Origin of the sequence: Pseudomonas sp. R1-43-08 (genome assembly GCF_003852255.1) — a bacterium.
GTDB lineage: Bacteria > Pseudomonadota > Gammaproteobacteria > Pseudomonadales > Pseudomonadaceae > Aquipseudomonas.
The window spans coordinates 824,471-844,704 of record NZ_CP027734.1; the positions used below are offsets into that span (position 1 = coordinate 824,471).

At 58.2% G+C, this 20,234-nt stretch carries 23 protein-coding genes and 1 tRNA gene; 6 read left to right on the top strand and 18 right to left on the bottom strand.

Annotated features, from left to right (window positions below; genetic code table 11):
* Positions 1-75 precede the first annotated feature (75 nt).
* The 17 genes from hrpT to C4J87_RS03615 form a co-directional block, all read right to left on the bottom strand.
* Entirely contained in the window at positions 76-279 is a 204-nt protein-coding gene (hrpT, locus tag C4J87_RS03535) for an HrpT family type III secretion system protein (protein WP_124365742.1), read from the bottom strand.
* Entirely contained in the window at positions 276-2,414 is a 2,139-nt protein-coding gene (gene sctC, locus C4J87_RS03540) for a type III secretion system outer membrane ring subunit SctC (protein WP_124365743.1), read from the bottom strand. The genes hrpT and sctC overlap by 4 nt, the downstream gene beginning before the upstream one ends.
* A gap of 14 nt (positions 2,415-2,428) precedes the next feature.
* The gene (locus tag C4J87_RS26280; protein WP_256679964.1) at positions 2,429-2,671 is read right to left on the bottom strand and encodes a hypothetical protein; all 243 of its coding nucleotides are present in this window, start codon (positions 2,669-2,671) and stop codon (positions 2,429-2,431) included.
* A gap of 438 nt (positions 2,672-3,109) precedes the next feature.
* On the bottom strand, positions 3,110-3,727 hold the full coding sequence (gene sctL, locus C4J87_RS03550; RefSeq protein WP_124365745.1) for a type III secretion system stator protein SctL: 618 nt from the start codon (positions 3,725-3,727) through the stop codon (positions 3,110-3,112).
* Between the two features lie 2 nt (positions 3,728-3,729).
* Positions 3,730-4,134 carry a type III secretion protein gene (locus C4J87_RS03555; RefSeq protein WP_256679965.1) on the bottom strand — a complete coding sequence of 135 codons (405 nt, stop codon included), beginning with the start codon at positions 4,132-4,134 and terminating at the stop codon, positions 3,730-3,732.
* Between the two features lie 151 nt (positions 4,135-4,285).
* On the bottom strand, positions 4,286-5,107 hold the full coding sequence (gene sctJ, locus C4J87_RS03560) for a type III secretion system inner membrane ring lipoprotein SctJ (protein ID WP_124365747.1): 822 nt from the start codon (positions 5,105-5,107) through the stop codon (positions 4,286-4,288).
* 6 nt (positions 5,108-5,113) lie between these two features.
* Entirely contained in the window at positions 5,114-5,536 is a 423-nt protein-coding gene (locus C4J87_RS26285; protein ID WP_256657452.1) for an EscI/YscI/HrpB family type III secretion system inner rod protein, read from the bottom strand.
* A 53-nt stretch (positions 5,537-5,589) separates the two neighbouring features.
* Positions 5,590-5,796 (bottom strand): hypothetical protein, encoded by a 207-nt coding sequence (locus tag C4J87_RS03570; RefSeq protein WP_124365748.1) that lies wholly within the window; start codon positions 5,794-5,796, stop codon positions 5,590-5,592.
* A 180-nt stretch (positions 5,797-5,976) separates the two neighbouring features.
* Entirely contained in the window at positions 5,977-6,903 is a 927-nt protein-coding gene (locus C4J87_RS03575) for a sigma 54-interacting transcriptional regulator (protein WP_124365749.1), read from the bottom strand.
* A 411-nt stretch (positions 6,904-7,314) separates the two neighbouring features.
* Positions 7,315-8,415, bottom strand: coding sequence for a redox-regulated ATPase YchF (gene ychF, locus C4J87_RS03580; RefSeq protein WP_057725888.1), 1,101 nt, complete (start codon positions 8,413-8,415; stop codon positions 7,315-7,317).
* A gap of 21 nt (positions 8,416-8,436) precedes the next feature.
* Positions 8,437-9,021, bottom strand: coding sequence for an aminoacyl-tRNA hydrolase (gene pth / locus C4J87_RS03585; RefSeq protein WP_003188350.1), 585 nt, complete (start codon positions 9,019-9,021; stop codon positions 8,437-8,439).
* Positions 9,022-9,189: 168 nt separating this feature from the next.
* Positions 9,190-9,795 (bottom strand): 50S ribosomal protein L25/general stress protein Ctc, encoded by a 606-nt coding sequence (locus C4J87_RS03590; protein ID WP_124361194.1) that lies wholly within the window; start codon positions 9,793-9,795, stop codon positions 9,190-9,192.
* Between the two features lie 138 nt (positions 9,796-9,933).
* Positions 9,934-10,875: a ribose-phosphate pyrophosphokinase gene (locus C4J87_RS03595; RefSeq protein ID WP_003208392.1), complete on the bottom strand. Its 942-nt coding sequence runs from the start codon at positions 10,873-10,875 to the stop codon at positions 9,934-9,936.
* Positions 10,876-10,921: 46 nt separating this feature from the next.
* Positions 10,922-10,996, bottom strand: a tRNA-Gln gene (locus tag C4J87_RS03600).
* A 37-nt stretch (positions 10,997-11,033) separates the two neighbouring features.
* Positions 11,034-11,837 (bottom strand): 4-(cytidine 5'-diphospho)-2-C-methyl-D-erythritol kinase, encoded by an 804-nt coding sequence (gene ispE / locus C4J87_RS03605; RefSeq protein WP_256660182.1) that lies wholly within the window; start codon positions 11,835-11,837, stop codon positions 11,034-11,036.
* Between the two features lie 49 nt (positions 11,838-11,886).
* Positions 11,887-12,504, bottom strand: a complete 618-nt coding sequence (lolB, locus tag C4J87_RS03610; RefSeq protein ID WP_124365751.1) for a lipoprotein insertase outer membrane protein LolB — start codon at positions 12,502-12,504, stop codon at positions 11,887-11,889.
* Between the two features lie 4 nt (positions 12,505-12,508).
* Complete coding sequence (locus C4J87_RS03615) at positions 12,509-14,233, bottom strand: tetratricopeptide repeat protein (RefSeq protein ID WP_124361197.1); 1,725 nt, start codon at positions 14,231-14,233, stop codon at positions 12,509-12,511.
* 182 nt (positions 14,234-14,415) lie between these two features.
* On the opposite strand from C4J87_RS03615, the gene hemA reads away from it, so the two are divergent.
* The 6 genes from hemA (at position 14,416) to C4J87_RS03645 (ending at position 19,781) form a co-directional block, all read left to right on the top strand.
* A complete protein-coding gene (hemA, locus tag C4J87_RS03620) occupies positions 14,416-15,705 on the top strand; it encodes a glutamyl-tRNA reductase (RefSeq protein ID WP_124361198.1) in 1,290 nt (429 codons plus the stop codon).
* Entirely contained in the window at positions 15,702-16,784 is a 1,083-nt protein-coding gene (prfA, locus tag C4J87_RS03625; protein WP_124361199.1) for a peptide chain release factor 1, read from the top strand. The genes hemA and prfA overlap by 4 nt, the downstream gene beginning before the upstream one ends.
* Entirely contained in the window at positions 16,785-17,615 is an 831-nt protein-coding gene (gene prmC, locus C4J87_RS03630) for a peptide chain release factor N(5)-glutamine methyltransferase (protein WP_124365752.1), read from the top strand.
* The gene (locus tag C4J87_RS03635; RefSeq protein WP_124365753.1) at positions 17,609-18,364 is read left to right on the top strand and encodes a molybdopterin-synthase adenylyltransferase MoeB; all 756 of its coding nucleotides are present in this window, start codon (positions 17,609-17,611) and stop codon (positions 18,362-18,364) included. The genes prmC and C4J87_RS03635 overlap by 7 nt, the downstream gene beginning before the upstream one ends.
* Entirely contained in the window at positions 18,357-19,163 is an 807-nt protein-coding gene (murI, locus tag C4J87_RS03640) for a glutamate racemase (protein WP_124365754.1), read from the top strand. Before C4J87_RS03635 ends, murI begins: the two co-directional genes overlap by 8 nt.
* Positions 19,164-19,262: 99 nt before the next feature.
* The gene (locus tag C4J87_RS03645; protein WP_065888032.1) at positions 19,263-19,781 is read left to right on the top strand and encodes an acyloxyacyl hydrolase; all 519 of its coding nucleotides are present in this window, start codon (positions 19,263-19,265) and stop codon (positions 19,779-19,781) included.
* A gap of 129 nt (positions 19,782-19,910) precedes the next feature.
* On the opposite strand, the gene C4J87_RS03650 is transcribed toward C4J87_RS03645, so the two are convergent.
* Positions 19,911-20,216, bottom strand: a complete 306-nt coding sequence (locus tag C4J87_RS03650) for a YkgJ family cysteine cluster protein (protein WP_124361204.1) — start codon at positions 20,214-20,216, stop codon at positions 19,911-19,913.
* Positions 20,217-20,234 lie beyond the last annotated feature (18 nt).

Genomic DNA, 20,234 nt, shown 5'->3' on the forward strand with positions numbered 1-20,234 from the left:
GCTGATGAGCGGGACGGCCGCTCACCAGGTCGTCAATGAGCCTCTGGCGGTTCACAGGGGCGCCTGCCTCCACGCTCATCGCTCCAAGGACACGGTCTGATAGTCCGAGCGCTCCCCGGCCGGGCCAGGTTCGACGCGCATCTGCGGGGGCCACCAGACCACCATCTTGTCTTTGCTCGATTGCGGACGTGAGCAGGAGTCGCCTTTGCAGGTCGGTGTGCAACTGGTAACAAGCAGTACGGCAGCCATTAGCGCGGCATGCATCAGTTTGTGGTTCATGGTGTAGGTGTCCGGGTTGGGAGTGGGGCGATCAGGGAAGGGCGTGGCACACTCAGATGTTCATCCTTGATGACAGGGCGTATGGCGATAAACACTTCGGCTTCTTCACCAGGCCTGAGCCAGGCACGCGGCCAGACGGTGACCGCCAGCGTTTGCGAATTGCTGCATTCCTTCTCATCGATGCGCACATTGCGTTTGAACTGATTGCGCAGCACCACCACCGCCACGTTGTAGTGCGGGCCTGCATACCATTGGCTGCGCTCAGTATTCAGCGCCAGCAAGTCGCGGGTGCTGCACAACGTGTTCAGCCCCAGCGGCATAGGTTCGGCCTTGAACGCCTTGGGCACTTCGCCGCTGACCAGATGCGCCAGGGTGCTGGTGATATCGCTGCGGTTAATCACCGGCTGATGGGGGGCGTAGCGCCGCGCCAATGGCTTGAGCGCAGCTTGCAGTTCGACCTGATCGTCCTGAGGCAAATAGCGCGAAGGGTCAGACTGATCGCCGATCACTCGCGGGGTCAGGATGAACAGCCGCTCACGCCGGTTATTCTGCCGTTCGGTCGAGGAGAACAGCGCCTTGCCCAGTAACGGTATGTTCCCCAGCACGGGGACCTTGTTTTGTTTATCGGTGCTTTCGGTAACGTGGAACCCGCCCACCACCAACGAGCGCTTTTCTGCCATCACGGCTTGGGTGCTGACCTTGCCTCGGCGTACATCCGGGCCAATACGTTCGGGGTTGGACTCGTCAAAGTTACCGTCTTCGATGTCTATTGCCAGATGGATCTGATGACCGCCCCGGCTGGTGATCACCCGGGGAACCACCTGGAAGCTGGTGCCCACGGTGATGGGCAGGATCGTCGCGTTTCTGGTGCCGGCAGTCAGGTATTGAGTACGGTTGAAGTCAATGATCGCCGGTTGGTTTTCCAGGGTCAGCACCGAGGGATTGGAGACCATGGTTGCCAGCCCGCGGGATTCCAGCGCGCGGATATCGGCATAGAAGCGATCAAGGCGTCCGATCGATAGTTGGGAAGCGGTACCGGGCGCCATGTTGACGCCGCCACGGAAGCGACTGTTCTGAAAGCCCCACTTGATACCGAATTCATTTAATTGCGTGCGCTCGATGTCGAGGATGATTGCATCGATTTCCACCAGCTTGCGCGCGACATCCAGTTGGCTGATCAACTCGCGATACATCGCTTGTCGCTCCGGCAAGTCATAAATCAGGATGGCGTTGTTACGCACATCCGCCTCGACGCGGATCCGGCTGGTGCCCACTGGCGCCCGAGGCGTAATCGACATGCCGGCATCCGGGGAAGCAGGTGCACTGAGCATTTGCCCCAGCAGCGGGTTGCCCAGGCGCGCAAAGCTGGGCGTGACAGGTGCGGGCTGGGACTGGGACGGGGAACGTTGGGCCAGCCCGGAAAGCGTCGTGCCAGAGCGCGGCTCCAATAGCCCGCGCAGCATGCTGGCAACGCCAGGGATAACGATTTTTTCGCTGCGATACTCTATCTGGCGGTCTGCGGCATTGGCGAATTTCAGCGGGAACGTCAGCACGCTCTGTTTTTCATCCGCAGAGCGACGCTGGCTGCTGAATTGCTTGATCTGTTCGATGTAGCTTTTGGGGCCGGATACCAGAACGATGCCGTCTTCCGGCAACTCGCCCCAGCCGAAGCGACTGTCGAGCAGACCGATATCAGTTAGCGCCTGCTTGAGGTCGGAAACCGTCTCGGAAGAGACTTCCAGGCGCGCGGACTCTTGTTGGTCCAGTGTGCTGATAAACAGTGTGTTGTTGTACATGTACCACTGGAAGCGGTGTTCGACGCCCAGTCTGTCCAGCAGCGACTGCGGTGTGTTCGCTCGGATCTTGCCATTGACGTCGCCCTCCAGCAGGCCCTCGATTTGCAGTTGCGTGCCGAAGGTCTGGGCGAAGTCCTCGAGCACTTCGCGTAGAGGCTTGTGTTCGGCCTCATAGGCGTAGGCGGTGTTTTTCCACTCGGGAGGGATGGCAGCAAAGGCGCTGAGCACCGGAGCGAGCAAACCGGCGAGCGCGATCAGGCACCTGAAGTGGGCACGTCTGGACGAAGTCTCAGGCGGGTTAACGCGCAAGCTGTTGCGCTTGAAGAGGTTCTTATACATAGCTGTTTCCCTGATTAGTGCGACAACGAACGTAGCGAGGTGGGGCTGAGCGGATGGGTCGGCTTGTTCAGGCGTGCAAAGGTTGCCCGCCAGGTATCGCGTTGGTTGAGCAGGGACTCTATACAGCGTTGCAGAGGCTGTTCGCCGTAGGGCTTATGCAGGCAATGAACCAGCCAGAGTTCACCGCTGGTTGGGTGCTGAGCGAGAGCACCCTGGAAGTGATGCAGGCTTATTGCGCCCAGTCGCATCCACGTCATCAGCACTGATTTATTCGGGAGTTGTTGGGTCAGTTGGACACTTAGCAGAAGAGTGTCCGGACAGTGACGCAAGACGATTTCGTCGTCGTTTTCGAATAACCTCAACTCTGCGCCGCCACTTCTCAAACACTCGGCAAGTAGCTCTTTCATGTTACTGGGCGCTGTCCAGAGCAGACTTCATTAGCATGAACTTTACGCGGGTCTGTTCATTGATGAGGTATTCAGACTTGCGGTGTTTTACCACAAGGTCATAAAACAAGTCCGCGTCCTGCTCTGACCCGGAGTAATTGTTTACTGCAGAGTCGACCTCACGTTTAACGTGTTTTGCGTCTCTGACAAGTCTATCTCTAAGGCTGTCGAAAAAGTTCATGTGAGGTGCCTTTCTGGGTGTGTAACCCTTTATGGCTTTTATTTCGAAATGGTTCCATGTGTTGCGTCTTATATGTTAAGAAATATGTCCCCGTCGTCCGTTGTCGAAGGGCTTTCATCGTTGCTCATGACGGCCTTGACCATAGAGATCCAGTCAATCCGGAAATCTCCCTCATCGGTATTCAATAACAGCGTTTGAGGCTCGATCGAGTTTGCTGCGCGCAGCGACCAGTGATGACTACCGCTGCTGTCTAGGCATCGCCTCACCGTCTCGAGGTCATGTGGATTACAAAGTAATGTCGCCTTGATTGCAGGGATTTGGCACGCCAGCAACTGCTTGATCAGGGCTCCGATACGTTGAGGTGGGGACGTTTGCTCAAGCAAAAGGTGAATAGCCTGGTTGGCAATTGAAGTGGCGCATCGTTCGAGGTTTTCACAGAGGACCTGACGCTCTGCTTCCCAGCGTTTGAGTTGGGCATCGGCACGCTGCCATATTTCAAACCCTGCTTGTTCAAGCAAGTGTTCCCGTTGTTCGTGTGCTTCCCTCAGCAATTGTCTGGCACCAGCCTTTGCCTGCTCTATCACATCACTGGCCTGGGTATAACTGGCCAGGGTTTCACCGGAAATCAGGCTTCCCGGGAGAGGCGGCGTAGCGCCAGGCGAGTTGATCGTACGTCGACATAGCATCGTTAATCTCCTTGCGGCTGCGGCCATGACTCGCAAGCACTGCTGTTAAGGTTCAGCGTGCCTATACGCCACACCACGGCGTGCCAGAGGGTATCGAGCCGACTGTGCGATCCATTGAGCGCCAGTGGCATTTCTTCCAGATCAAGCACGCGTCGGCGTGCAAAGCGTAGCCTTATCCGTTGCCAGGCGGCAGGTGGGATCCAAGTGCGCAACAACTGCAACGGATCCTTATCCGGTTGCACAATATCCAGGCATAGCGCCTTGGACAGGCTGTTACACCACAGAAGATGGTGCTCATCCAATGCTGCTGCGTAGCTGGGCCGGCAGATACCGTCGATCAGTGCCAGCCCCAGCTCAAGTTGCTCGCATGAGGCAATTGCCAATTGGAGTAAGGCGGGGTCAGGCATTGTCGGCAGGCAGGGAGTAATACCGTAATGTGTACCCGTTGCGACTAGCCCGCGGCGATGAATGTCTACAAGCGCCGCATGGGTATGCGTGCTTTTCCAGTCTGCGTGCGCATACAACCAGGGGGCTGCCCACCATCGGGCCCATGCGAGGTTACTCATTGTTTGAATGAGCGGGCATGTCAGGGGACCGCGCGTGCGTTTGAGCGTGCAAGACAGGTTCGGGCGTGGCTCGCTGTTTTCGCTTCTGCCAGAACAGGGTGGCCGACACCATAAGCGCCAGGACCAATAGCGAGACCGTCATGCTGGCTCGCCAAAAACCAAGGTCGTCGCCTGGGACCAGAAACGGCCCGAAGTAAACCAGGCTTTGTTGTTCCGTATAAGCTGTCGCTGGCACGAATACCACGGTCAGTTTCTGCGGATTATCGAGCGCCGTGGCCATGCCGGGTATGCTACTGGCAACCAGCCTGCGCACACGGGCCCTGATATTGTCGGGGTCAAGCCGCGGATCATGTTTGATAAACACCGACGCGGAGGCCGGTTGGACAGGCTCGCCCGGCGCCACTCGCTCAGGCAGTACCACATGGACCCTGGCCACGATGACCCCATCAATGTTCGATAAGGTGGTTTCCAACTCCTGGGACAGGGCGTAGATGTAGCGTGCTCGTTCTTCCAGCGGCGTCGAGATGACGCCTTCTTTACGAAAAGTGTTGCCCAACGTAGCGCGTGCTGCCCGAGGTAGTCCAACGGCCTCCAGCGTTCGTACGGCCCTTGCAATATCGATGGCATTGACTACTACGACAACGCCGTCTTTGGCGGGAACCTTACTCGCACGAATATGTTTGTCCGCCAGTTCTGCTACAACTTCGTTGGCCTCTTGTTCCGTTAATTGCCGGTGGAGTTCGACACGTTCACTGCAGCCACTTAGCATGAGTGTGAAAGACAGGGTTAATGCAGTAAACAACGTGCGCGTCATGTTGACCTACTGGAGGTTGCTGATTTTATCAATGCACTGCGCGGTTTTACCAACACACTTCGTCAACATTAGCTGAAGCAATAATGCGTCGGAGAGTTGGCCTGGGTATTTTCGGGCCTCGTCAAGTTTGTCTGTGCTGCCGAGTGCACGCAAACTTTTGGACATGCGTTCAGTTACACCGGTTAGCTTGCCTGCGGTGTCGGTCAACAGGTTTTTTGGCGTTGGCTGATCAACTGTCGGGCTCGTATAGGCAGATGGCGTCATGGCCGAATTGAAAAAGTTCACATCTGTGCTTGAGGCGAACACTTCTTCTGTTCTGTAGGCGCCCGGCAGTCTGGCGTCAGCAGGCTTTATAACTTCTATCATCATGCAGCCCCGTGGTTGAGTAGTTGCCAATGCGGTGTTGATAGTCGGTAATGGAGTCTGCACTTAAATGGCCCTCCCGGCAGAGGCTGCCGGAAAGGCCAGATACGTTCAGGCGGTTACAAACGCAGGGCGTCGACAGCCGATTTGATACCACTGGTATTGGCGTTCTCTGCCGCTTTGAACGCGTTTTTTACACCGTCTGCGCGTTTCTTTCGTTCAGAGGCTTCCAAGCCAGCGTCGGCATCCTGCGCAGACATACCGCCACTGCCACCGCCAAAACCGCCCGCATAAGGTGAATAGGAAGATCCACTAGGAATAGTCATATCATTTTCTCCGTAGATAACGTTATTTTTACTGGGGTCAGCAATACGCTAAAAAATGTTTGTATAACCGTAGTGCCTTTCCATCATTTAAGTGGTTCAAGAGATTTTTGCGTTCCATGGGGTTCCGAGCGGAATGTTTCAAAAAATGTAAGTTGATAGCGGTATAGGTCGTGGAGATTCTCAGCTCAGCGAAACGCCCAGATGCTTCATCCGGTGGTAGAGCGTTCTTTTGGCTACTCCTAGTTCTATCGCCACACTGTCGACACAGCGGTCGTTTTGACGAAGAGACTCCTCAATCAGCGATTTCTCCATCTGATGCAAGCGGGCCTTCAGGCTCATTTCCCGTTCCTGGCGCGTTATCACCGTTGCTGAGAGCGGTGGCAGGCCCAGTACAAAACGCTTCGCCGTAGAACGTAACTCGCGCACATTGCCCTTCCAGGAATGACACAGCAACTGTTGTAACAACCACTTGCCGGGACGGGGCGGAGCAGGGAGTTTGAAGTGCTCAGCCTCATGCTCAATCATGTCGAGGAACATCGGTATAATTCGCTCTCGCCGCTCCCGTAAAGCCGGAAGATGAATGCTGACAACATTCAAGCGAAAGTACAGGTCTCGCCGGAAGGTACCTTGCTCGACCATGTCGTGCAGCGCGTGCTGAGCAGAGGCGATCACTCGCATGTCCACTGGTATGAATCGGGTCGAGCCCAAACGCTCAACCCCGCGAGACTCCAATACCCGTAGCAGCTTGGCTTGCAACGTCAGTGGCATGCTGTCGATTTCATCGAGGTATAAGGTGCCCAAGTGGGCCGCTTCAACGAATCCGGCTCGAGATTGCATGGCGCCCGTGTAGGCGCCGCTGTTGACGCCGAACAACTGGCTTTCGGCAAGGCTTTCCGGGATGGCCGCACAGTTGACCGCAACGAAGTTTCCTTTGCGGCGTGACAGGTGGTGAATACGTTGTGCCAGTGTATCTTTACCGGTACCTGTTTCTCCCATCAGCAGAATATCTATATCGAGAGCGGCTGTGCTGTTAACAGTCGTTTCGATGTTCGGGCAATCAGAAAAAGTTATATCTGTTATAGGTTTATTCTGACTGAGCGTCGACATAAATGCTTTGGTCCATTGCGGTAGCCACTCGATAAGGGCTGTCTCCATTAGCGTTAGTTAAACAGGATTTTTTTGGCTTGTCATGATCCTGTTAAAGCAGCAGGCAAAATGAAAAGTATGAATGCTCAAGCGATAAAGGATTTCAAGTGAAGATTAGAAGTGTCAGGCAAGTTGGGTGTAAGAGAAATCCTGAATTAATAGCGATTAATTTTAAATGGCGAGTTTTTTAACGAGGGATAACGGTTAATGTGCGGCGAGCGTTTGAAGTTAAAAACGTATCAGCAGATGTCATGCTTGCAAAGTTTGTTTCTTCATAGGAAGTATTTTATTTGCGCGGCGCTCTAACGCCCACAAAAAAGCCGATGCAATGCATCGGCTCATTTTTGCGGCGTCAAAAACCGCAGGCAATTCTTACACGTTGAAACGGAAGTGCATCACATCACCATCCTTGACGATGTATTCCTTACCTTCAAGACGCCATTTACCGGCTTCCTTTGCACCCGCTTCGCCCTTGTACTGGATGAAGTCGTTGTAGGCGATCACTTCAGCGCGGATAAAGCCTTTTTCGAAGTCGGTGTGGATCACGCCGGCGGCCTGTGGCGCGGTGGCGCCAACCTTGACGGTCCAGGCGCGGACTTCTTCGACACCGGCGGTGAAGTAGGTCTGCAGGTGCAGCATTTCGTAGCCGGCGCGGATCACGCGGTTCAGACCAGGCTCTTCCAGGCCCAGGGCCTCGAGGAACATGTCTTTTTCTTCGCCGTCATCCAGCTCTGCGATTTCCGCTTCGATCTTGTTGCACACGGGGACCACGATCGCGCCTTCTTCGTCGGCGATGGCCTTGACCACGTCCAGCAGCGGGTTGTTCTCAAAGCCGTCTTCAGCGACGTTGGCGATGTACATCACAGGCTTGGTGGTGAGCAGGTGGAAACCCTTGATCACGGCTTTTTCGTCGGTGCTCATGTTCTTCATGAGGCTGCGCGCCGGCTTGCCTTCGGTGAAGTGAGCGATCAACTGCTCCAGCAGGCCTTTCTGGACTACTGCGTCCTTGTCACCGCCCTTGGCGTTGCGCGCGACTTTCTGCAGTTGTTTCTCGCAGCTGTCTAGGTCGGCGAAGATCAGTTCCAGGTCAATGATCTCGATGTCACGCTTGGGGTCAACGCTGTTGGAGACGTGAATCACGTTCTCGTCTTCAAAGCAGCGGACCACGTGGGCGATGGCATCGGTCTCACGGATGTTGGCCAGGAACTTGTTGCCCAGGCCTTCACCTTTCGAGGCGCCCGCTACCAGGCCGGCGATGTCGACGAATTCCATGGTAGTCGGCAGGATGCGCTTGGGATTGACGATGGCCGCCAGTGCAGCCAGGCGTGGGTCGGGCATGGCCACGATGCCGCTGTTGGGCTCGATGGTACAGAAGGGGAAGTTCTCCGCTGCAATACCGGACTTGGTCAGGGCGTTGAACAGGGTGGATTTGCCGACGTTGGGCAGGCCGACGATGCCGCAATTGAATCCCATGGTGTTTCCCCTCGGTAAAAGTCAGGCCTTCTGGCTGTGCAGGTTTTTCATCGCACGGTTCCATTCACCGGCGAAGATATCCGGCAGCACGCCGAGGGCAAAGTCGATGCTGGCATCGAGTTTTTCCTGTTCGGCGCGTGGCGCACGACCCAGGACGAAATTTGAAACCATACTGGCAACGCCTGGGTGGCCAATGCCGAGCCGCAGACGGTAGAAATTATTCTGATTCCCCAACTGCGCGATGATGTCGCGCAAGCCATTGTGCCCGCCATGCCCGCCGCCCAGCTTGAGCTTGGCAACGCCGGGTGGCAGGTCCAGTTCGTCATGGGCCACCAGGATTTCCTCGGGTTTGATCCGGAAGAACCCCGCAAGCGCCGCGACAGCCTGGCCGCTGCGGTTCATGTAGGTGGTGGGAATCAGCAGACGAACATCCTGACCCTGATGCGAGAAGCGCCCGGTCAGGCCAAAATATTTGCGATCGGCCACAAGATTGATGCCTTGGGCGTGGGCGATGCGCTCAACAAAAAGGGCCCCCGCGTTATGCCGGGTCTGTTCGTATTCGGCGCCTGGATTTCCCAGGCCAACGATCAGTTTAATGGCGGTCACGACAGGGGCCCTTCCTTTGGAGTTGTGGATAACATCGCCGCAACCAACGTGCGGCGAAAGTGGACGACAGGAGCTCACTTATCCAGAGATAAACTTCGCGTTATCGCCCGCTTTCTCGCTACGTTTCGGTCCGCGATGTTTCCTCAAGCTCCGACGCTGCACAGAGCATTACTCGGCAGCGGTTTCGCCTGCTTCATCTTCTGCTACAACACGTGGCGCGTGGACGTTGGCAACAGCCTTGTCGTCGTTGTGAGCCAGTGCAACGAACTCAACGCCTTTAGGGGCCTTGAGGTCGGACAGGTGAATGATGGTGCCGATTTCAGCAGCCGACAGGTCGACTTCGATGAACTCAGGCAGGTCTTTCGGCAGGCAGCTTACTTCCAGCTCGGTAGTAGTGTGGGAAACAACGCCACCTTTCTTGACCGGAGCTTCTTCACCAACAAAGTGCACTGGAACGATGGCGGTCAGTTTCTGGCCGGCAATAACGCGTACAAAGTCAGCATGCAGCACGTGGCCTTTGGCCGGGTGACGTTGCAGGGCTTTGATGATCACGTTCTGCTTGGTGCCGCCAACGTTCAGTTCGATAACGTGGCTGTAGGCAGCATCGTTTTCGAGCAGTTTGGCAACTTCTTTAGCCAGCATGCTGATGGATTCAGGGGCTTTGTCGCCACCGTAAACTACAGCTGGAACCAGGCTTGCGAGACGACGCAGGCGGCGGCTCGCACCTTTCCCCAGGTCGGAACGCACTTCAGCATTCAGAGTAAAATCGTTCATGTTGTATCTCCAAAATAACCACATTCGCCCCAGCGTTTGCGACCAGCGCTAAAGGCGATATGGGCAAAAAAGCCCCGCCCCAGCGGAATGCTGGGGCGGGGCGCTTTTCGTCAGTGAAATGGTCCGCAGGTTTGACCCTTAGCGGAACATCGCGCTGATCGATTCTTCGTTGCTGATGCGGCGAACCGCTTCGGCAACTACCGGTGCGATATCCAGTTGACGGATACGCGAACAGGCTTGAGCTGCAGCGGACAACGGGATGGTGTTGGTCACCACCAGTTCGTCCAGCATGGAGTTCTCGATGTTCTCGATCGCTCGGCCCGACAGCACAGGGTGTGTGCAGTAGGCGAAGACTTTTGCGGCACCGTGCTCTTTCAAGGCTTTCGCCGCGTGGCACAGGGTGCCGGCGGTGTCGACCATGTCATCAACCAGAATACAGGTACGCCCTTCGACATCACCGATGATATGCATCACTTCAGAGTGATTGGCTTTCTCGCGGCGTTTGTCGATGATACCGAGGTCCACGCCCAGGGATTTGGCGACAGCCCGTGCACGCACGACACCACCAATGTCCGGGGACACGATCATCAGGTTTTCAAAGCGTTGGTCTTCGATGTCATCCACCAGGACGGGGGAGCCGTAGATGTTATCTACTGGAATATCGAAGAACCCCTGGATTTGGTCAGCGTGCAGGTCAACCGTGAGAACACGGTCGATACCTACCACGGTCAGCATGTCAGCAACGACTTTCGCGCTGATGGCCACACGTGCGGAGCGCGGACGGCGATCCTGACGGGCATAACCAAAATAAGGGATTACAGCTGTGATTCGAGTCGCTGAGGAGCGGCGGAAGGCATCAGCCATCACGACGAGTTCCATCAGGTTATCGTTGGTCGGAGCGCAGGTCGGCTGAATAATGAAGACGTCTTTACCGCGAACGTTTTCATTGATCTCGGCAGTAATTTCGCCGTCGGAGAATTTACCGACAGAGATGTCACCGAGAGGGATATGCAGCTGACGTACGACACGTCGAGCCAGATCGGGGTTGGCATTCCCCGTAAAGACCATCATCTTGGACACGCGCAGTACCTAGAGGCTGAGGGTAACCTGGATGAGTATTAGAAAATGGCAGGGGCGGCTGGATTCGAACCAACGCATGGCAGGATCAAAACCTGCTGCCTTACCGCTTGGCGACGCCCCTGTATCTGTTGCAACGAGTGCCTAACACTCGATTCCTTTTAGAGCAGATTTTGCAGCTTGCGATGCAACATCGAAACGTTGCTTCCTTTTGCTACAAACCCTGTAAGGGTCTCTGTAAGAAGGGCCGAGACTTTATCAGCTTCAGCTTTGCTTGGGAAGCCCCCAAACACACAACTTCCAGTTCCGGTTAATTTTGCTTCGGTAAATTTACCTAACAAATTCAAAGCGTTACGTACCTCTGGATAACGCCTTGCTACAACCGGTAAGCAGTCATTTCGACTGTTTCCCTTGGGAACGGGGCGCACTTTAATGGGAGAAGAGTTACGTGTCAACAACGGATCTGAAAAAATTTCTGCTGTACTTACAGATACTTGCGGCACCAGCACGAGATACCACGGCTCTTCGGGCTCCACGGGGGTCAGTTTCTCCCCCACGCCTTCGGCAAATGCGGCATGCCCATGCACGAAAACCGGGACGTCGGCGCCGAGTGTGAGGCCCAGTACGGCCAGGCGATCAAGGCCCCAGCCCAGTTGCCACAAGTGGTTGAGGCCGAGCAGGGTGGTCGCGGCATTTGAACTGCCACCACCGATACCGCCGCCCATGGGCAGGATCTTATCGATCCAGATATCAATGCCGAGCGGGCAGCCGGATTGCTGCTGAAGTTTCTTCGCGGCCTTCACGATCAGGTTGCTGTCGTGGGGTACGCCTTCGAACGCGGTGTGCAGCTTGATCACGCCATCGTCACGCACGGCGAAGGTCAGCTCATCGCCGTAGTCGAGAAATTGAAACAGCGTCTGCAACTCGTGGTAGCCGTCTTCACGACGGCCCAGGATGTGCAGCATCAGGTTGAGTTTGGCGGGAGAGGGCAGCGTGAGTTTTGCGACAGTCACGTTATTGCCCCAATTTACGCGGTTGCCAGTCCTTGATCACCAGCGTGACGTCAAGGTCGGTGCCGTGCAGTTTGATGCGCTCGGGCAGCCAGTAGCCGTTCTGTTGCACGTAGCTCAGGTACTCGACCTGCCAACCGTCCTGCTCAAGGGAGGCCAGGCGACTGTCACCATTGAGGCTCAAGCGGCTTTTGCTGTCCGGCGCGGGCAGGCCGCGCACCCACCAGACCAGGTGTGAAACGGGCAGCTTCCAACCGATCTGCTGCTCCAGTAGTTCTTCCGGCGAGGTCGCTTCGTAGCGGCCCTGGTTGGCCACTTCAAGGCTGACTTGCCCCGGTCGACCGGTCAGGCGCGCGGCACCGCGACCCAGCGGGCCTGAAAGACGAATATCGTAGTAATCCTGGCGTTGCAGCCAGAACAAGGTGCCGCTGCCGGAATCTTTCGGTGCGCGCACCCCGACCTTGCCTTCGATCTGCCAGCCGTCAATGCTGCTGAGCTGGTCCTTGTGCTGTTGCCATTGTGCCGGGTTGCCCTGGCCTTCAACGGATTCGCGGTTGCCTACGCCCGCGCAACCGGCGAGCAGGGCGATGAAACTGAAAACGATAACGTGGCGCAAGAACATAAGCTTATAGGGTCTCGGATCCGGTCAGGCGCTTGATGGTGCCGCGCAGGATGGGGCTTTCGGGTTGTTCCTTGAGGAATTTTTCCCAGATTTGTCGCGCTTCGCGTTGCTTGCCGTTGGCCCACAGCACTTCGCCCAGGTGGGCGGCTACCTCCTGGTCGGGGAAGCGCTCCAGCGCCTGGCGCAGCAGGCGCTCGGCCTCGTCGAGGTTGCCCAGGCGATAGTTGACCCAGCCCAGGCTGTCGAGCACGGCCGGGTCTTCCGGGTTGAGCTTGTGGGCCTGTTCGATCAGCACCTTGGCTTCGGCGTAGCGCGTTGTGCGGTCGGACAAGGTGTAACCCAGGGCGTTGAGGGCCATGGCGTTGTCCGGGTCGCGCTTGATGATCAGGCGCAGGTCTTTCTCCATCTGCGCCAGGTCGTTGCGTTTTTCTGCCTGCATGGCGCGGGTGTAGAGCAGGTTGAGGTCGTCGGGATATTGCAGCAACGCTTGTTGCAACAATTTCCAGGCGCGTTCGCCCTGGTTATTGGCCGACAAAGTCTCGGCTTGGATCAGATACAACTGGATCGCGTAGTCCGGTTCGGCATCGCGAGCCGCGGCCAGGCGTTTCTCCGCTTCGTCGGTACGACCGTTGCTCATCAGAATATCGGCCTGGCGCAACTGGGCCGGCAGGTAATCATTGCCCGGGCCGACCTGGGCGTACTCAAGCAAGGCCGCTTGCGGGTCGTTGCGTTCTTCAGCGATGCGGCCCAGGTTCAGGTGCGCCGAGTCCACATGGCTTTCGCGCGCGACCAGCTCTTCAAGATAACCCTTGGCCTCATCCCAGGCCTTGGCTTCCAGGCACACCAGCGCGAGGGAATAACGCAGTTCGTCATCGTCCGGGTATTGCTGGACCAGATTGGCGAACTGCACCTTGGCGTCTTCCATGCGGTCCTGCTCAACCAGCATCCGCGCGTAAGTCAGGCGCAGGCGCTTGTCGTCCGGATATTTCTTGATGCTTTTTTCCAGCAGTGGAATCGCTTCCTTGCCGCGGTTGAGGTTCTGCAGCAGGCGGGCGCGTAGCAGGATCGGTGCAATCTCACCGTCTTCCGGCGGGTTCTGCTCCAGCAGCTTGAGGGCGGCGTCGGCTTCATCGTCCTGCTGCAGCAGCAAGGCTTTGCCAAAAATCAGCTGGCTGTTCTTCGGGTGTTTTTGCAGCAGGCGGTCGAAGCTCTTCATCAGGCCATTGCGCGTGTCCTGATCGGTATCGGCGGCTGACAGCGCAAGAAAGTCAAAATGCGTGTCGCCCTTGCCCTGCAAGACTTTTTCCATGTAGACCATGGAATCGTCATAGCGCCCGGCGCGTGCCAGCTGCACAGCTGCCGCCCGTTGGGCTTCCAGGTCGTCCGGGGCGTTTTTTGCCCAGATCAGCGAGGCGTCCAGCGCAGCCTGGTCGGCGCCCAGGTACTCGGCGATGCGAAACGCGCGTTCCGAGATACCGGGGTCCTGGGTATTGATGGCCTGGGTCACGTAGTTATCCAGGGCAATATCGAAGCGATTACGCTGGCCGGCCAGTTCTGCGGTCAACAGGCTGTAGACCGTTTCTTCGCTGAACGAGGAATAAACCTTGGGCTTTTCAGGGGCGGGGGTGCTGTCTTCCACCGGCGCTGTAGCGTCCGGCGACACGGGTGCCATGGCCTGGCAGCCGCTGAGGAAGACAAAAGCAAGGAGCAACGCGGAAGATCTATTCATATAGGAAGAGGACGACTAACCTGCGGTCGGATCATCATGACACAAGCCTTCGGCCAAACATAACCGAGTCTCAATGGATGCCTTTATAGGCACAACGTATAGGGACAATAGACGACGGTGGTTGTTCTGGATCTTTCGAAGTAGGACAATTGTCGGCTTCCCGACATCATCAGCGATAGTGAATGGCCTTTCTCGCACTCGGTATTAACCACAAGACTGCCTCGGTAGACGTGCGCGAGCGCGTAGCGTTTACGCCAGAGCAGTTGGTTGAGGCCTTGCAGCAGCTCTGCCGGCTTACCGACAGCCGCGAAGCTGCAATCCTTTCGACCTGCAATCGCAGTGAGCTTTATATAGAGCAGGAACACCTGTCTGCCGATGTTGTGCTGCGCTGGCTGGCCGATTACCACCATTTGAGCCTCGATGACCTGCGCGCCAGTGCCTACGTGCACGAAGACGATGCGGCCGTTCGTCACATGATGCGCGTGGCGGCCGGTCTCGATTCGCTGGTGTTGGGCGAACCGCAGATTCTTGGCCAGATGAAGTCAGCGTATGCCGTGGCCCGCGAGGCCGGCACGGTCGGCCCGCTGCTGGGCCGCCTGTTCCAGGCCACTTTCAATTCCGCCAAACAGGTGCGCACCGACACCGCCATCGGCGAGAACCCGGTCTCCGTGGCGTTTGCCGCCGTCAGCCTGGCCAAGCAGATTTTCAGCGACTTGCAGCGCAGCCAGGCGTTGCTGATCGGTGCCGGCGAAACCATTACCCTGGTCGCGCGTCACCTGCACGAACTGGGTGTGAAGCGCATTGTGGTGGCCAACCGTACCCTTGAGCGCGCCAGCATCCTCGCCGAGCAGTTCGGTGCGCATGCCGTGCTGCTGTCGGACATCCCGGCTGAGCTGGTGCGCAGTGACATCGTCATCAGCTCCACCGCCAGTCAGTTGCCGATCCTGGGCAAGGGTGCGGTCGAGAGCGCGTTGAAGCTGCGCAAGCACAAACCGATCTTTATGGTGGATATCGCCGTTCCCCGGGATATCGAACCAGAAGTCGGCGAGTTGGACGACGTTTACCTCTACAGCGTCGATGATCTGCACGAAGTGGTCGCCGAAAACCTCAAGAGTCGCCAGGGCGCCGCCCAGGCCGCTGAGGAAATGGTCAGCACCGGCGCTGAAGATTTCATGGTGCGCCTGCGTGAACTGGCGGCGGTGGATGTGCTCAAGGCGTATCGTCAGCAGGGCGAACGCCTGCGCGACGAGGAGCTGATCAAGGCCCAGCGCTTGTTGGCCAATGGCAGCAGCGCCGAAGACGTATTGATGCAGCTGGCCCGTGGCCTGACCAACAAGCTGCTCCACGCCCCCAGCGTACAGCTTAAAAAATTGACTGCCGAAGGCCGCCTCGATGCGCTGGCCATGGCCCAGGAACTCTTTGCCCTCGGTGAGGGCGCGTCAGACAGCTCTTCGGATAAAAAACCGCAATGAAAGCGTCACTGCTCAATAAACTGGATGTGCTCCAGGACCGTTTCGAAGAACTGACCGCCTTGCTCGGCGATGGCGAGATCATTGCCGATCAAACCAAGTTCCGTGCCTATTCCAAGGAATACGCCGAAGTCGAGCCCATCGTGGCCACCTACAAAAACCTGCTCAAGGTGCAGGCCGACCTCGAGGGCGCCCAGGCGCTGCTCAAGGACAGCGACCCGGACATGCGCGAAATGGCCGTGGAAGAAGTGCGCGAGGCCAAGGAAAAGCTCGTCGAGCTGGAAGGCGACCTGCAACGCATGTTGCTGCCCAAAGACCCTAACGACGGGCGCAACGTGTTCCTCGAAATCCGCGCCGGCACCGGTGGTGACGAGGCGGCGATCTTCTCCGGCGACCTTTTCCGCATGTACTCGCGTTACGCCGAGCGTCGCGGCTGGCGCGTGGAAATCCTGTCCGAGAACGAAGGTGAGCACGGCGGCTATAAAGAAGTCATCGCGCGGGTCGAGGGCGATAACGTCTACGGCAAGTTGAAGTTCGAATCCGGCGTGCACCGTGTGCAGCGTGTTCCGGCGACCGAGTCCCAGGGCCGTATCCATACCTCGGCGTGCACCGTGGCCGTGTTGCCCGAGCCGGACGAGCAGGAAGCGATCGAGATCAACCCGGCGGACTTGCGCGTCGACACCTACCGCTCGTCGGGCGCGGGCGGCCAGCACGTCAACAAGACCGACTCGGCGATCCGCATCACTCACTTGCCGTCCGGCATTGTGGTGGAATGCCAGGAAGAACGTTCCCAGCACAAGAACCGTGCGCGGGCGATGTCCTGGCTGTCGGCCAAGCTCAATGACCAGCAGACCAGCGCCGCCGCCAACGCGATTGCCAGCGAGCGCAAGTTGCTGGTGGGGTCGGGCGACCGTTCCGAGCGCATCCGCACCTACAACTTTGCCCAGGGCCGGGTCACCGACCACCGGGTCAACCTCACCCTGTATTCCCTGGATGAAATTCTCGCCGGTGGCGTCGATGCCGTGATCGAGCCGCTGCTCGCCGAATACCAAGCCGATCAATTGGCGGCGATAGGTGAATAAATGACCATCATCGCCAGCCTGTTGCGCGCCGCCGACCTGCCCGACTCGCCCACCGCGCGCCTGGATGCCGAATTGCTGCTGGCCGCTGCGTTGGGCAAGTCCCGCGGCTACCTGCACACTTGGCCGGAAAAGATCGTCAGCAGCGAGCACGCCCTGACCTTTGCCGGCTACCTGCAACGCCGTCGCGGCGGTGAGCCGGTGGCCTATATCCTCGGCCAGCAAGGCTTCTGGAAGCTGGACCTGGAGGTCGCCCCTCACACGCTGATTCCGCGTCCGGATACTGAACTGCTGGTGGAAACCGCCCTGGAATTGTTGCCGGCCACGCCCGCGCAGGTCCTGGATTTGGGCACCGGCAGCGGCGCCATCGCCCTGGCCCTGGCCAGCGAACGGCCGATGTGGCAGGTCACCGCCGTCGACCGCGTGCTTGAAGCGGTGGCTTTGGCCGAGCGCAATCGCCAGCGGTTGCACCTCAATAACGCCGTGGTGCTCACTAGCCATTGGTTCGGCGCGTTGCAAGGCCACACCTATGACCTGATCATCAGCAACCCGCCGTATATCGCCGCCAACGATCCACACCTGGCAGCCGGCGATGTGCGCTTCGAGCCGGCCAGTGCGCTGGTGGCCGGCGATGACGGGCTGGACGACCTGCGCCTGATCATCAAACAGGCCCCGGCTCACTTGAATGCCGGTGGCCGCCTGTTGCTGGAGCATGGTTACGACCAGGCTTCGGCCGTGCGCGAGCTGTTGCTCAGTGAAGGCTTTGAAGAGGTGCACAGCCGCATCGACCTTGGCGGCCATGAGCGCATCACCTTGGGACGCCGCCCGTGCTGAGCGACCAGGAGCTGTTGCGCTACAGCCGACAGATTCTGTTGCAGCATGTGGACATCGACGGCCAGTTGCGCTTGAAAAACAGCCGCGCGTTGATCGTCGGCCTGGGCGGGCTGGGTGCGCCGGTCGCGCTGTACCTGGCCGCCGCTGGCGTAGGTGAGTTGCATCTGGCGGATTTCGACACGGTCGACCTGACCAACCTGCAGCGCCAGATCATCCACGATACCGACAGCGTGGGGCAGGCCAAGGTCGATTCGGCCATGGGGCGGCTGAGCGCCCTCAACCCCGAGGTCGCGCTGCTCGCCCACCGTTCCGCGCTGGATGCCGATTCGTTGGCGGCAGCCGTCGCTGCCGTCGACGTGGTGCTTGATTGCAGCGACAACTTTTCCACTCGCGAGGCGGTTAACGCGGCCTGTGTGATGGCCGGCAAACCCTTGATCAGTGGCGCGGCGATTCGCCTTGAAGGGCAGTTGTCGGTCTTCGACCCACGTCGCCCCGAAAGCCCGTGCTACCACTGCTTATACGGGCATGGCAGCGACACCGAACTGACCTGCAGTGAAGCCGGCGTGGTCGGCCCTCTGGTGGGGCTGGTCGGCAGCCTGCAAGCGTTGGAAGCCCTGAAGCTGCTGGCCGGGTTCGGCGAACCGTTGGTGGGGCGCTTGTTGCTGATCGACGCGTTGACCACGCGCTTTCGTGAGTTGCGCGTCAAACGCGACCCTGGTTGCAGCGTGTGCGGGACGCAACATGGTTAACGACGCGCCCATCGGTGTGTTCGATTCCGGGGTCGGCGGCTTGTCGGTACTGGAGGAAATCCAGCAGTTGTTACCCCAGGAGTCACTGTTGTACGTGGCCGATTGCGGGCACATCCCCTATGGCGAGAAAACCCCGGCCTTCATCCGCGAACGCTCGCGCCGGGTCGCCGAGTTTTTTCGCGGGCAGGGGGCCAAGGCGTTTGTGATTGCCTGTAACACCGCGACGGTCGCCGCTGTTGCCGATTTGCGCCAGGACTACCCCGACTGGCCCCTGGTCGGCATGGAGCCTGCGGTAAAACCGGCGGCTGCCGCGACGCGCAGCGGGGTGGTCGGCGTGCTGGCCACCACCGGCACCCTGCAAAGCGCCAAGTTCGCCGCCTTGCTCGACCGCTTCGCCACCGACGTGCGGGTAATTACCCAACCCTGTCCGGGCCTGGTAGAGCTGATTGAAACCGGCGATCTGAACAGCCCGGCGCTGCGCCAGTTATTGCAGGGCTACCTCGAACCGCTGCTCAGCGCTGGCTGCGACACCATCATCCTCGGCTGTACCCACTACCCTTTCCTCAAGCCACTGCTGGCGCAGATGCTGCCCCCGAGCATCATCCTGATCGACACCGGCGCCGCCGTCGCGCGCCAGCTCAAGCGCTTACTGGGCGAACGCGGCTTGCTGGCCAGCGGCGCATCGGCCTCTTCACCGCTGCCTGCGCAGTTCTGGACCAGCGGCGATGTGTATCACCTAAGAAATATCCTACCGACACTTTGGAAACATCCTGGAGTTGTGCGAAGCTTCGCCTCGTGAAAATTTCGTGAAATCTCGCTGAACTTCTGGCTCTACGTCAGCTTCTATAGCGAGATGGCCTGTAAATAACCAACAACTTCGTTCGCAAAGGTAGTTTCTATGAAGCGCTTGTTCTGTATGGCTGCTATTGCGGCTGTGATGGTGGGACACTCTATTACCACCCAGGCCGCCGGCCTGGAGTTCGGGCTGGGCAGCACCAGCGATTCAACGCTGACCTACCGTCTGGGCCTGACCTCGGATTGGGACAAAAGCTGGATGCAGAGCAATGTCGGTCGCCTGACAGGCTACTGGAGCGGCGCTTATACGTATTGGGAAGGTGATGACCGTGCAGGCGCCAGCAGCCTGTCGTTCTCGCCGGTGTTTGTGTATGAGTTTGCCGGCGAGTCGGTCAAACCTTATATCGAAGCCGGGATCGGCGTGGCGTTGTTCTCCCGCACCAAACTGGAAGACAACAACATCGGCCAGTCCTTCCAGTTCGAAGACCGCCTGGGTTTCGGCCTGCGGTTTGCCGGCGGGCATGAAGTAGGCATTCGCGCCACGCACTATTCCAACGCCGGGATCAGCAGCAACAACGATGGGGTAGAGAGCTACGCGCTGCACTACACCATGCCGTTGTAAAGACACAGCAAATCCATGTGGGAGGGGGCTTGCTCCCGATAGCGTCATGTCAGTCACTCTTAATTTGACTGACAGGCCGCTATCGGGAGCAAGCCCCCTCCCACATTTGGATCCCTACGCATTTCAGTATCAGCGATAGACCGTAGCAATACCTGCACGCTCTTCCAGGCACTCCGGCGCCCCCATCTCGAATTCCCGGCATATCAACGGCCGAAGCTCATAGATCGTGCACATCATCGTGTTCCGGTCCAGCGCCGCACACCAGCCGTCATCCAGGCGCAGCATCACTTCGCCGCCCCAGTCGTCGGTATCGATATAGCGCTGCGGCACGCCGGTGTCGGTGATCAGCATGACTTCCAACTGGCAACAGCAGGCCGCACACGTCGAGCAGGTGACGGCGGGTTCGGTGATTTGAATGTGAGGGATGTTGGTCATAGGCGCGCAGTGTAAGCC